At 32.2% G+C, this 13,218-nt stretch carries 15 protein-coding genes and 1 other annotated feature; of the genes, 8 read left to right on the top strand and 7 right to left on the bottom strand.

What is annotated here, in order from left to right; translation table 11 throughout:
* Positions 1-23: 23 nt before the first annotated feature.
* Complete coding sequence (glpK, locus tag AC38BG_RS02385; RefSeq protein WP_489937571.1) at positions 24-1,532, bottom strand: glycerol kinase GlpK; 1,509 nt, start codon at positions 1,530-1,532, stop codon at positions 24-26.
* Positions 1,533-1,679: 147 nt separating this feature from the next.
* Between glpK and thiD the strand changes: the two genes are divergently transcribed.
* The 3 genes from thiD (at position 1,680) to AC38BG_RS02370 (ending at position 4,012) form a co-directional block, all read left to right on the top strand.
* The gene (thiD, locus tag AC38BG_RS02380) at positions 1,680-2,489 is read left to right on the top strand and encodes a bifunctional hydroxymethylpyrimidine kinase/phosphomethylpyrimidine kinase (RefSeq protein ID WP_489937570.1); all 810 of its coding nucleotides are present in this window, start codon (positions 1,680-1,682) and stop codon (positions 2,487-2,489) included.
* A complete protein-coding gene (gene pcp, locus AC38BG_RS02375; protein WP_489937569.1) occupies positions 2,489-3,133 on the top strand; it encodes a pyroglutamyl-peptidase I in 645 nt (214 codons plus the stop codon). Before thiD ends, pcp begins: the two co-directional genes overlap by 1 nt.
* A 195-nt stretch (positions 3,134-3,328) precedes the next feature.
* Positions 3,329-4,012: a type 1 glutamine amidotransferase gene (locus tag AC38BG_RS02370; RefSeq protein WP_489937568.1), complete on the top strand. Its 684-nt coding sequence runs from the start codon at positions 3,329-3,331 to the stop codon at positions 4,010-4,012.
* Positions 4,013-4,038: 26 nt separating this feature from the next.
* Here the strand turns inward: AC38BG_RS02370 and AC38BG_RS02365 are convergent, their stop codons facing one another.
* The 5 genes from AC38BG_RS02365 to AC38BG_RS02345 form a co-directional block, all read right to left on the bottom strand.
* Complete coding sequence (locus AC38BG_RS02365) at positions 4,039-4,947, bottom strand: DMT family transporter (protein ID WP_489937567.1); 909 nt, start codon at positions 4,945-4,947, stop codon at positions 4,039-4,041.
* 89 nt (positions 4,948-5,036) lie between these two features.
* Complete coding sequence (locus AC38BG_RS02360; RefSeq protein ID WP_489937566.1) at positions 5,037-5,903, bottom strand: NAD(P)-dependent oxidoreductase; 867 nt, start codon at positions 5,901-5,903, stop codon at positions 5,037-5,039.
* An 81-nt stretch (positions 5,904-5,984) separates the two neighbouring features.
* On the bottom strand, positions 5,985-7,382 hold the full coding sequence (locus AC38BG_RS02355; RefSeq protein ID WP_489937565.1) for an APC family permease: 1,398 nt from the start codon (positions 7,380-7,382) through the stop codon (positions 5,985-5,987).
* Positions 7,383-7,392: 10 nt separating this feature from the next.
* Positions 7,393-8,121 (bottom strand): gamma-glutamyl-gamma-aminobutyrate hydrolase family protein, encoded by a 729-nt coding sequence (locus tag AC38BG_RS02350; RefSeq protein WP_489937564.1) that lies wholly within the window; start codon positions 8,119-8,121, stop codon positions 7,393-7,395.
* A gap of 127 nt (positions 8,122-8,248) precedes the next feature.
* Positions 8,249-8,731, bottom strand: a complete 483-nt coding sequence (locus AC38BG_RS02345) for a hypothetical protein (protein ID WP_489937563.1) — start codon at positions 8,729-8,731, stop codon at positions 8,249-8,251.
* Between the two features lie 89 nt (positions 8,732-8,820).
* On the opposite strand from AC38BG_RS02345, the gene AC38BG_RS02340 reads away from it, so the two are divergent.
* The 3 genes from AC38BG_RS02340 to AC38BG_RS02330 are packed head-to-tail and all read left to right on the top strand — an operon-like array spanning position 8,821 to position 10,844.
* Positions 8,821-9,525, top strand: coding sequence for an NAD-dependent protein deacylase (locus AC38BG_RS02340; protein ID WP_489937562.1), 705 nt, complete (start codon positions 8,821-8,823; stop codon positions 9,523-9,525).
* A gap of 37 nt (positions 9,526-9,562) precedes the next feature.
* Positions 9,563-10,096, top strand: coding sequence for a methylated-DNA--[protein]-cysteine S-methyltransferase (locus AC38BG_RS02335; RefSeq protein ID WP_489937829.1), 534 nt, complete (start codon positions 9,563-9,565; stop codon positions 10,094-10,096).
* Positions 10,083-10,844, top strand: coding sequence for a TerC family protein (locus AC38BG_RS02330; RefSeq protein ID WP_489937561.1), 762 nt, complete (start codon positions 10,083-10,085; stop codon positions 10,842-10,844). The genes AC38BG_RS02335 and AC38BG_RS02330 overlap by 14 nt, the downstream gene beginning before the upstream one ends.
* Here AC38BG_RS02330 and AC38BG_RS02325 read toward each other — a convergent pair whose 3' ends face one another.
* The gene (locus tag AC38BG_RS02325; RefSeq protein ID WP_489937560.1) at positions 10,845-11,201 is read right to left on the bottom strand and encodes a DUF488 domain-containing protein; all 357 of its coding nucleotides are present in this window, start codon (positions 11,199-11,201) and stop codon (positions 10,845-10,847) included.
* A 51-nt stretch (positions 11,202-11,252) separates the two neighbouring features.
* Here AC38BG_RS02325 and AC38BG_RS02320 point away from each other — a divergent pair, with 51 nt between their 5' ends.
* Together AC38BG_RS02320 and AC38BG_RS02315 are read left to right on the top strand one after the other, a co-directional pair.
* Positions 11,253-11,879, top strand: a complete 627-nt coding sequence (locus tag AC38BG_RS02320) for a DNA-3-methyladenine glycosylase (protein ID WP_489937559.1) — start codon at positions 11,253-11,255, stop codon at positions 11,877-11,879.
* Positions 11,880-11,938: 59 nt separating this feature from the next.
* Positions 11,939-11,987, top strand: a sequence feature (sodium ion sensor (DUF1646 type); this cis-regulatory element may regulate processes involved in with the transportation of sodium ions).
* 43 nt (positions 11,988-12,030) lie between these two features.
* On the top strand, positions 12,031-13,179 hold the full coding sequence (locus AC38BG_RS02315; protein WP_489937558.1) for a cation:proton antiporter: 1,149 nt from the start codon (positions 12,031-12,033) through the stop codon (positions 13,177-13,179).
* The last annotated feature ends 39 nt before the right edge of the window (positions 13,180-13,218 follow it).

Genomic DNA, 13,218 nt, shown 5'->3' with positions numbered 1-13,218 from the left:
TACAAAAGCTCTTTTTTTAATACTCATTTTTTGATTCCCGATCCAAATACTTTGGTAGCTTTAACTGCTTGTTTCCAACCAGAATACAATTTTTGGCTTTCTGCTTGATTCATCTGAGGAGTAAAGGTTTGCCCAATTTTAAATACATGCTGTAATTCATCAGTATCTTCCCAGTATTTGACAGCAAGTCCCGCTAAAAATGCTGCTCCTAATCCTGTTGTTTCAAAAATCTTTGATCGTTCTATTTTTGTATCTAAAATATCTGACTGAAATTGCATTAAATAGTTATTATTCGTAGCTCCACCATCAACTCTTAAAGTATCAATTTTAATTCCAGAATCTTCTTGCATCGTATCAACAACATCTTTAGTTTGGTATGCAAGTGATTGCAATGTAGCTTTCACAATATCATGATCTGTGGTTCCTCTTGTAATCCCAAAAATTGCTCCTCTAGCATTAGGATCCCAGTATGGCGCGCCTAATCCTGTGAATGCAGGAACTACATAAACTTCATTAGCAGAAGTTGATTTTTTAGCACTAGTTTCTGATTCAGAACTATTTTTTATGAATTTAACACTATCTCTCAACCATTGAATTGCACTCCCTGCAACAAATACTGATCCTTCTAGTGCATAAGTGACTTGTCCATCAATTGCATATGCAATAGTAGTTAATAAATTATGATTAGAATTTGTTGGCTTTACTCCAGTATTCATAACAATAAATGAACCTGTACCATAAGTATTTTTGACCATTCCTTTTTTTAATGCTAATTGTCCAAATAACGCAGCTTGTTGATCGCCTACCATTGAAGCAATTGGAACACTTCCACCAAAGAAATGATATGGTACAGTAGTTCCATATATTTCAGAATTACTTTTGACTTCTGGTAAAATTGCCTGGGGAATATTCAAAATATCCAAAATTTCTTTATCCCATTCTAAATTATGAATGTTATAAAGCATTGTCCTAGATGCATTAGTTTGATCTGTATAATGACGTTTTCCATTAGTTAATTTCCATAATAGCCAAGTATTTATTGTGCCAAATAATAATTCCCCATTTTCAGCTCGTTGTTGGCTATTTTCTACATGATCTAAAATCCAACGAATTTTTGTTGCACTAAAATATGGATCAATTAATAATCCAGTTTTTTGGCGAATCAAGTCATTATATCCTGCTTTTTTTAATTTTTCTGCAATTTCATTAGTCTGTCGAGATTGCCAAACTATAGCATTATAAATTGGTTCTCCTGTTTGCTTATCCCAAATAATTGTTGTTTCTCTTTGATTAGTGATTCCGATGCTTGCAATTTGGTCAGGACGAATTTGTGATTTGATAAAACAAGTTGCAATTGTAGTTTGAACTGCCTGCCAAATTTCACCAGCGCGCTGTTCAACCCAACCTGGATGAGGAAAGATCTGCGTAAATTCTTTTTGTGCCATTGCAATCTTTTTACCTTGATGATCAATAATAATTGCTCTAGTTGAAGTAGTGCCTTCGTCAATTGCCATAATATATTTTTTAGACATATAAAAAACTCCCTTTGATGTCTAAGATTTTAATATTTTATTGGTAATTATACAAGAACTTATGATAGCCTTTTCATATTGTTAATACAAACACCGTTGAATCTAGTATAATTAAGGCAAATGTATATTTATTAAGGAGATTTTATTATGGATGATCAACCTATTGCTGTAACTATTGCTGGAAATGATAGTGATGGTAGTGCTGGAATGCCTGCTGATTTGCTTTCATTTTATGCAAGACATGTCTATGGAATGGGCTTGTTAACGGCTGCAGTTGCTGGAAATACTAAGGGGATTTTTGCACAAGAAGTTATGCCAATTGACTTTATTCAAAAGCAATTTGATGTCTTAAATGATGATTTTAAAATTAATGCATCAAAAACTGGAATGCTTGCAAATAGCGCAGTTATCAATGTTGTAGCCAGAAATTTAAAACAGTACGATATGGGCAAAATTGTCTTAGACCCAGTAATTATCACAAAACATGGAGCAACTTTATTAGATGATGAAAGTTACCAAACTTTTTTGGATGAATTAATGCCGCTTGCTACAATAATTACTCCTAACTTTTTTGAACAAAAAAAATTAACAGGTTTAGACTTAAATACTATCGAAGAAGTAGAAAAAGGCGCTCATATGCTGCAAGATATGGGGGCTAAAAATGTTTTAATGAAAGGCCGTCATGATAACAATCCTGACCAAGTTGTAGATTTATTATTAACTGAAGATGGGCAAATTCATCATTTTGCAAAACCATATTATAAAACTAATCGTGTTAATGGAACTGGTGATACATTATCTGCCGTAATTACTGCAGAATTAGCTAAAGGAAAATCAATTATTGATAGTGTCAAGATTGCCAAAGAGTTTACTTATGAAGCAATTTCTCATCCAATCGCAGTGGGATCAAAATATGGTCCAATTAATCATATGAAAGCCCAAGAAAAGTTAAGATAATGAAAATTTTAGTAACTGGCTTTGATCCATTTGGTGGTGAAAAAATTAATCCTGCTATTGAAGCAGTGAAATTATTACCTGATGAAATCAAAAATGCCAAAATTATCAAATTAGAAATTCCTACTGTTTTTAATAAGTCAGCTGAAGTTGTTAAAAAAGCTATTCAGGAAAATAATCCAGACTATGTATTAAATGTCGGTCAAGCTGGTGGGCGCTTTGGATTAACCCCAGAGCGTGTCGCAATTAACATTAATGATGGGCGTATTCCAGATAATGATGGTTATCAACCATCAGGTGAACCAATTCATAAAGATGGTGCTACCGCTTATTTCACACAACTTCCAATTAAAGCAGAAACAAAAGCAATTACAGAGGCAGGATTGCCAGCGTCCGTATCAAATACTGCAGGAACTTATGTATGTAATCACATAATGTATCAAGTTCAATATATGAGAGCGACGCAATTTTCTAATATTAAAGCTGGTTTTATTCATATTCCATTTTTGCCAGAACAAGTAATCAATCGCCCTAATACTCCATCAATGGATCTAGCAGATATTGTTAAAGGCTTGACCGCTGCAATTAGTGCAATTGTTGAACGTGATGGATTAGATGATATTATTGCCGCAAGACATAATGATTAAATTTTGAGAAAAACAATCATGGATACTTCGTATTTCCAATTGTATTTCTTTTACCTGGTATTATTTATATCAGCCTTTATTTTGTAAAAAACGAAAATTATAGTTTACAAAAAACTTATAAATCAAGCTTGTAAGTAAATATTGCTGCAGTTTTTGAGTTATAATTTTAGAGTCAATAAAATTGAAGGTGAATAAATGAACGAAAAACTAATTAAAATTGCATATTTGTATGAAGACTTGATGAATACCTATGGTGATTCTGGAGATGTAAAAATCCTAAAATATCTTTTACAAAAACAAGGCTACACTACTGAAGTCGATAATATTTCTTTAGATGATAAGTTTAATGCCTTTGATTACGACTTTGTGTTTTTTGGTGGTGGACAAGATTTTGAACAAACTGTTGTCGCAAAAGACTTGCCAAGACACAAAGATACTCTTGAAAAATATATCAATGATGGCAACCCTATGCTATGTATTTGTGGTGGTTATCAATTAATGGGACAATATTATAAGACTAATTCTGGTGTTACAATCCCAGGATTAGGAATTTTACCTTTGCATACTGTTTTCAAATCAGATAAGCGTATGATTGGTGATACAAAATATATGACTGAATGGGGCGAAGTTAAGGCTTTTGAAAACCATTCAGGACAAACTTATTTTGATGATAAAGATAAATTGCATCCCTTAGGTAATATGATTGAAGGCTACGGCAATAACCCACAAGATAAAGTTGAAGGGTTGCGTTATCGCAACATGATAGGCTCATATTCACATGGGCCATTATTACGTAATGTCAATGTCGCAAATGCGATTGTTAAGATGATCTTAGCTTGGCATAAACAAAGAATTGCTCAATTAGAAAATGCAAAATAAAAAGAGATTTTCATCTCTTTTTTTATTTACCTATTTATAAATTTATTTTCTTTTGGTTTCATATTTAACGCAAGTACTGAAATAATAATCAAAATTGACCCAAACCAATCTTGTGGAGTCATAGCCAAACCAAAACAAATTACTGAACCTACCGTTGCAGATAATGGTTCAAATGCATCTAGTAAACTTAAAGTAGCTGGTTCTACATAACGCAATGCTCTAGTCATCCACTGAAATGGAATGATTGTCCCTACCACAATAACTCCTATTAGATCTGACCAAAATAACCAAGTATTAGGCATTTTAGGAAACACAGGATGCACTACAGTTAAAGTAATCCCAGCTATCAATAATCCCCAACCTGTCATTGTAAAACTAGAGACTTCTTTGATTAAGTGTCTAGGAATTAATGTATTAGTAGCAACCCCTATTGCAGAAAGTAACCCGAAAAACAAAACATATGGAGTTAGTGATAAATGTGAAAAATTTCCATGTGTTGCCAAAATCACTACCCCACAAAATGCCATAATAGCTGCTAACACATCAATAAATCGCAGTACTTGCTGGTGTGTTATGGTCATATATGCCATGATAAAAAATGGACCAATAAATTGCAAAATTGTAGCAATTGAAGCATTAGAATGCTGAATAACTATAAAATAAAAAAACTGAACAGGTATTAACCCTAATAATGCATATAAAATTAAGGTTCTTGCCTGTTTTTTATTTTTCCAAATTTCAAAAGATCTTTTACCAGTAACTTGCCCTAATAAAATTAAAAAGCTACCACCTACAATCATTCTAATTTGTGATAGCCAAATAGGAGTTATTTGAGAACTAATATCAAATAGTGATTTAGCAAATAATCCAGATACTCCCCAAAAAACGCAGGCAAGAGCTGCAAAAAAGATCCATAAGCTTTTATTTTTTGTCATTACATAATTTTTCCTAATCTAAAAATAGTTTGGATCTTTATCTTATCAAAAAAAGAAGGCTAACTAAATAGCCTTCAATAAATCATAATTTAATTCCACCATAACTTGATCAAAGCTTGAGTTCCATCATTGCCTAACTTTTTGTCGTCAACTAATTGCTCATATAGCTTTTTGGCAACTTTAGTTGCAGGTAAATCAATATGCATCTCATCTGCTTCATCTAGCGCAATTCTTAAATCTTTCAAAAAGTGCTTAGCAAAAAATCCTGGTGTATAGTCTTTTTTCAATATTCTTGGTCCATAACTACCTAAGCTGAAGTTTTCTGCAGAACCTGCCTGCAATGTCTGCGTTACCTTTTGTAAATCAAGTCCAGCAGCTTTTGCGTAAACAAACATTTCTACCATACCAGTCATTGTACCTGCAATCATAATTTGGTTAGCCATTTTAGTATTTTGACCACTACCATATGAACCAAAGTAATTAAGTTGCGCACTAAAATCATCAAAAATATCTTTCAATGCATCATAATCAGCTTTATGTCCACCTACCATAACGGTTAACTTACCAGATTTTGCACCAATATCACCACCAGATACAGGAGCGTCTAATACATGAACTCCCAGTCTTTCACCAGCTTCACCAATTTTTACAGCAAGACTTGGTTTACTAGTAGTCATATCAACAAGATATTGTCCTTTTTTTACTACAGAAAAAATATTATTTTCTTCGTTAAAATAGATATTTTCAACATCTGCTGGAAATCCAACCATAGTAAACAACACATCAACTTGCTTAACTAATGCTGCGGGATTATCTGCCCATTTGGCACCATTATCTAAAACATGTTGAGCATGAGCTTTTGTCCGATTAAATACTGTTAGATCTTGACCATGCTTTAATAAGTTATCAATGACTCCTGTACCCATAACACCAGTACCAATGAATCCAATTTTCATGATATTTGCCTTCTTTTTATATAATCTAAGTTTATTGTACTATAGCGTATAGTAACTATTCATTTTGATATGGTTTTTATTTTACTCTTCTCTATGCTTTTTCTCCCATTGCATAAGCAAAGCTAAAATAATTGGTAAAATTATAAATCCAAATATAATGCCTGCAATTGCATACCAGTTAACTACCATTTTTCCATTAACCATCATGCCAAATTGTGCTTGCCAATCATATTTAATTAACAAAAATATTGTCAAAACCACAGCTAAAACAGGGATGATTATATCAGTAGTAACATTTTTCTTTGCTGGCAAAATTGGTTGAGCGCTTCTGCCCATATAAAATCTTATAACGCCTAAGGGCACTACGATGAACCCCATAAATCTAACCATCGCACTTAATGTAATTAAGTTAAGCATATTATATTGAAAGGCCATTGGAATTAAGATTGCTAACGCTACTGTGATAATAAATGATCTTGCAGGGAAGTTTTTCTTAGTTCTTTGAGCGATCCATTGTGGCATTTGTTTTTGCCTTGCCATTGCTTCCAAAATTCTTGGCGAATTAAAACTTGCCGCTACATTAATTCCAAACATTGACACTAATGCACCAACTAAGATAATGTCACGCAATATTTGATTAGAAAATATTGCACTGATTGCAACAACTTGTTTAGTACTTACTAATGCTTGAGGATTCAATACCATCGCAACTGCAACAACCCCAATATAAATGACCGCGATAGTAAAAATTGCTAAAGGAATTGCACGGGGTAAATTCTTTTCTGGGTCTTGCATATCTTCTGATCCAGAAGCAACTGATTCAAAACCTGTAAATGCATAAAAAGCTGAAACTATTGCCATTACAAAACCAGAAGCAGTTAATGTAGATCCAATTGTATGACCATTAACTATGATATTGTTCACATCAGATAAATGATTAGCTGCACCAGATAATAACAATAAAACAACACCAGCTACAATGATTAAAGCTAGTGCAGCTAATTTACCAATAGTAGCTAAGTTCATGATGTATTTAACAACATTTTGACCAAAAATATTAATTAGTGAAATTACTGCCATTAAAATCAAAAAACCTAAGGTTACATTAGTAAAACTATTAGGATCTCCACCAAAAATGGAAATAGTTGACTTAATTACACCCACTCCCATAACTCCCCAGGCTACACTTGCTGAAAAATAGCGTAAAACTCCTATATAAAAGCCTACTTTATTGCCAAAAGCAGCCTTGGAATATGCATATGCAGCACCAGAATTAATAACATATTTAGCAGCAGCCGCAAAACTAATTGCTAAAATTGACGCAAATATTGCTGCAATAAAGTAAACAATTAACGCTCTACTACCAGCAATTTGAACTACACTACCTGGTGTTAAAAAAATCCCTGATCCAATAATTGAATTAATTGCTAATAACACTATTGACCAAAAACCTAATTTGGATGTTTTATTTTCATTCATTATTGTTTCTTTATCCTTTGTTATTTACCACAAACTTGAATAAGTTATTCATATATTCAACTTTTGGATTATTATGAAGCATTTCAGGGTGCCATTGAACAGCTATTACTAATCCATTATCCGACTCTAATCCTTCAACAACCCCATCAGTTGCAGTGGCTACTGCATTTAAATCAGGTGCTACGTCTTTAATTAATTGATGGTGAAATGAGTTAACTAAAAAGTCTGTCTTACCTAAAATTTTGGCTAATTTACTATTTTTCTCAACACTCATCCCATGAGTTGGTAAGTCTGGAGTTTTTCCTTGGTCATGTTTTAAGGTTAATTCTTTTCGATAACTTAAATCTTGATATAAACTGCCACCATGTGCCACATTAATAATTTGAGCACCACGACAAATGCCTAATACTGGTATTTGCTTTTGTTCAGCCAATTTCAATAACAGCATATCAAAATGATCTCTTGCAGGCCAAGTTGTACCTATTTTTTGCATAGGTTGTTCACCATATAAGTGAGGATCTACATCATGACCACCAGATAATATCAGACCTTGAACATTATCTAATTGCATCTTGACTACTTCATCATCTTCACTAAATGGAATAATATATGGAACTCCTCCATTTTTAATAACTGAATCTACATAGTCTTCATTGACATAACTGCGTCGATAACCTGGGAAATCTCCGCCATTATCAATAATTTCAGATCCTGATATTCCTATGATTGGTTTTGACATTTTAATCCTCCTACTTACTTTTAATTAGATTATCTAACATTATAGTTAATAATTTTTTATAACACAATTATTTTATATATATTTGGTCAAAAAAATAGACCATCATATTAGGTGGTCTATTTTTATTCTATATCATATTCTGTATCTCGATCCCAACATCACTACTTATTTTTTTGTGCAGCACTTGAATTATCTCTTCTAACTGACGCGAAAATGGCAAATAATATACTCTCTGTGTGTGCGTTCTAAATATTGCCATTACAAATGGACGCCTGCGTCCAGAAATATTTATTAATGTAACGTGTGCTACTTCGCGATAACTCAAAGTCCTTTTTAAATATCCACTTAGCACTATTCGCTTAGCACTAAGTCCTGCAAATCCATCAATTATGCTCATCACGATAAATAAAGCTAAAAAAATTGATAATCCAACATCTGATGAATTAAAATAATTCCAATTAAATGCTATCCAAATAAAAATTAATGCCCAAATTATCGATGAGTAACGATAACGTCCCCTTATTTCAATAATCGCCTGCCAATACCAGCTATATCCAATATAAGCCAAGATGGGTATACCCGCTATCAAATAAAATATCATCGTTGTCATGTGATCACGTTCCTATCGATTTACTAATTTTATTATACCAAAATGAAGTTTTATAATAATAGTAGATAGTGTGTAATCGAGGTTCAATTATGGAAGAACTTAAATTAATTAACTCATTAAAAACTGATATATTTAACTCAAAAAATATTGTATTTTTAACTGGAGCTGGTGTATCGACACATTCAAATATCCCAGATTATCGATCAAAAAATGGAATTTATCATGACATAACAGTTAGTCCAGAACAAATATTAAGCGATGATACTTTATATCACTATCCTAGTGTATTTCATGATTTTGTCATTCATAACATGTATTTTCCCAAAGCTAAGCCAAATCTAATTCATTATAAAATTGCTGAAATTTGCAATAAAAAGGGAATTTTAATTACTCAAAATGTTGATACTCTTGACACCAAAGCTGGTAATAATCATGTAATTGAATTTCATGGTAATTTATACAAAATTTATTGTAGTAAATGTCATAAAAAATTTGACTATAATCAATATTATATTAGTTATATTCACGATGAAGATAATGGTATAATTAGACCTGATATTGTATTATACGGAGAACCAATTAATCCCCAAGTAATCAATGAATCAATTAAGGCTATTCAAAATGCTGACCTAATAATAATTGTGGGCACTAGTTTTGTAGTGTACCCCTTTGCTCAGCTATTAGCCTATAAAAATACAGACAGAGTTTGGGCTATCAATAAAACAACTATCACTGCCGATCAGAATATTAATATAATTCAAGCAGATGCTTTAGATGTTTTTAACCAACTATAAAATACTATTACATAAATCATGAAGTGGAGGGGTAATTATCACAGATATCTATTATTACGACTATGTTCATATTAGTCCTTACACCTATATGTTAACAGCTACAAATCAAGGTTTGTCTTACGTTGGAACCCAAAGTGATGCTGCACAAGTTCCAATTTATAGTTTTTATCCACATAAAATGTTAGTTCACAATACTTTAAAACTAGCACCTTATGTTGAACAACTTGAGCAATATTTTGCTGGAACTAGAAAAGAATTCACTGTTCCAATTGATATCACCGATTTTGGGACAGCATTTCAACGAAATGTATTAGATTTAGTGAAAAAAATTCCATATGGTAGTACTGTATCTTATGGTGATTTAGCAGCTTCTTTAGATAATGCCCGCTCAGTTAGAGCAGTTGCACACGCAGTTGCGCTAAATCCCGCCTTAATCTTTATTCCATGTCATAGAGTGATTTTGTCTAATGGTAAAATTGGTGGATATCGTTTATCATCAAAAGAAAAAAATCGTCTATTAACAATGGAAAAAAACTACTTAGAAAAGGATAGATTGCATGTCAATAATTAAACTCTATCAGCCCTTTTTTGATGCATCTAATTGGCTACATGTATTAACAAGCAGTAAAGATTGGATGATTATTTTAACTTTAGTCTTGATGGAATGCTTATTATCTGTAGATAATGCGGTTGTTTTAGCTGCCCAGACCAAGGTTTTACCAAATAAAACTCAGCAGCGAGAATCACTATTATATGGATTATGGGGAGCATATTTATTTAGATTTATAGTTATTGGAATTGGTACATATTTAATCCATTTATGGGAGATTAAATTAGCTGGTAGTATTTATTTATTTTATTTGGCTTTTAAATATTTTTATGATCAACGTCATCCTGAAAAAGTAGAGCACCATCATAAAAAACATAAAAAAAGCGGCAAGCATATCTTGTCGTTATTTTGGCGTACAGTTATCTCAATTGAATCAATGGACATTGTCTTTTCAATTGATTCTGTTTTAGCTGCACTTGCTGTATCTAGTAACCCTGTTGTAGTTTTAATTGGTGGGATGATTGGAATTTTAGCAATGCGAGGAGTTGCTGAAGTAATAATTAAGTTGATGGATATTATCCCAGAATTACAAGCAATGGCCTATGTTTTAATAGGCATTATTGCTTTAAAGCTATTTTTAAACTTACCTCCAATTAATTATGATCTACCAAATGGTATTTTTGCGACAATTGTATTTGGAATTTTAATTTTAACAATTATCTTTCACTTCATCCGTGTCAAAAAACATGGTCATCATATTCTAAAATAATTAATGATTTTCAACATATGTTTTTAACACCACAGCTTGATTATGCTTGATATTTTTTGTCCCATATAAAAACAAAACATCTTGCTTAGATAATTGTTGCTTAACTATTTTCAAAAATGCTGGTGTATCAAAATTATTGTCAAGTTGCTTATCATAGTCTGCTTTAAATTGTGGATATTTATCATCCTCATGATTGAACCATTTGCGCAATTGATTAGTTGGAGCTATTTCTTTTTCCCATAGATCTAGATTAGCTCTAACTTTACTAATTCCTCTTGGCCAAACTCGATCAACTAAAATGCGATAACCTGCTGGTTGAACGTGATCATAAATTCTAACTAATTTAATACTTCCCATTTAAATCGCCCTCCTGTTTTTCTTTATTTTACATCAAAGAAAGGGGTTAAAATGAATTACTTTGAATACTTTTCTAAAGATTCTACTGAAAAAATTTCCCAAGACTTATTAGGTAGAACTCTTACTTATAATACTGGTTCTGAAATTTTAGGTGGAATAATAGTTGAAACCGAAGCATATTTAGGCACAAAAGACCGTACGGCACATTCATTTGGTGGCAGACGGTCTCAAGCAAATGAAGGTTTATATGGAAAAGCTGGCACAATTTATATCTATGCACAAAGGCAATACTTTTTCTTCGATGTGGCAACACAGCAACGAGATCAACCAGAAGGGATCTTAATTAGAGCAATTGAGCCAAAATTAGGAATCCCAACAATGGTCAAAAATCGCTATGGTAAAGATGGAGTTTTATTAACTAATGGACCTGCAAAAATGATGCAAGCATTTGGGATAACTAGCCGTTATTGGGATTTACATCAGCTAGCAGATTCGCCTTTTACAATTGATATTACTCATAAAAAATCACCTAAAAAAATTATTAGTGCTCCAAGAATTGGAGTTAATAAAATAGATGAAGTTTGGACAAAAAAACCATTACGCTTTTATGTTGCAAATAATCGATATGTATCTGATATGAAAAAACGTAACTATAGTCAAAATAATGGTTGGAAATAAGTATAAATTTTGCTTTTTATTTATAAATTCGATAATCTAATACTATATAAATAATTTGTGGTTGGAGTTTTTGAAACTTTCAAGATTCGCTGCTTTGGGTCAAGCAGCCTATTTTGGAAGTTTTTTTGTTTTTTTACGAAAGGAAGATGCAATGCACTTTATTGGTGAATTAATCATAATTTTAATTACAACAACTTTATTAGGACAGTTATTTGCAAGATTTAATATGCCTAGTGTAATTGGGCAATTATTATCTGGGATCATTTTAGGTCCTGCAATTTTAGCAATTGTTCACTCTAGCAATATAATTTCTATTTTTTCTGAATTAGGAGTTGTATTATTAATGTTTTTAGCTGGGCTTGAAAGCGATCTAGATTTATTAAAAAAATACTTTAAACTAAGCTTTACAATAGCTGCTATTGGTGTTTTGTTGCCAGTAATTTTTATTAGTGGAGCTTTATTATTATTCCAAATTAAGTTTTGGGAAGCTGTCTTTATTGGGATCATTTTTGCGGCAACTTCTGTTTCAATTTCTGTAGAGGTATTAAAAGATAGCAATAAATTACAATCCAGAGCCGGAGTTGCAATTTTAGGAGCTGCAGTAGTGGATGATATTTTAGCAGTCATAGTTTTAAGTTTATTTACGACTTTTAGTCATGAAGGCAATCGCAGTTTAACAGGTAATTTTTATTTAGATTTATTGATTCAACTAATATTCTTTGCCTTTATTTGGCTAATACATAAATACATCGCTCCTGCTTTTATGAACCTAGCCCAAAAATTAGCAGTCAATTATTCAGTAATTATTGCTTCATTTGCCTTAGCATTATCACTAGCATGGCTTGCAGACTTGATTGGTTTAAGTGGGGTTGTTGGAGCGTTTTTTGGAGGATTAGCGATCAGACAAACTCCTCAATTTAAAGAAGTTAATAGTTCTGTTAGTATAATTGGCTATTCTGTTTTTATCCCTGTCTTTTTTGCAGACATTGGCTTATCAATGACTTTTGCAAATTTATGGAATAATCTTGGTTTTATTTTAGTTTTGACTGTTTTAGCTGTATTATCAAAATATTGGTCAGGTCAAATTAGTGCTAAGGCATTTGGTTTTAATAAAATAGAAGCTAGTATTGTCGGGGCTGGGATGATCTCGCGAGGAGAAGTGGCATTAATTATTGCCCAAATTGGAATATCTCACCATTTATTTCCACAAAATATTTATGCGAGTATTATCGTTGTGATTATTGTAGTAACAATTTTATCACCATTTATTTTGAATTATTTTATTAAAAAAGAAAGCTAAAAAACAAGCCCTCTCCTAATTTTCTAAGAGAAGGCTTAT

This window comes from Lactobacillus sp. M44, from assembly GCF_058130005.1.
This window is presented reverse-complemented; position numbering and strand designations above follow the sequence as displayed.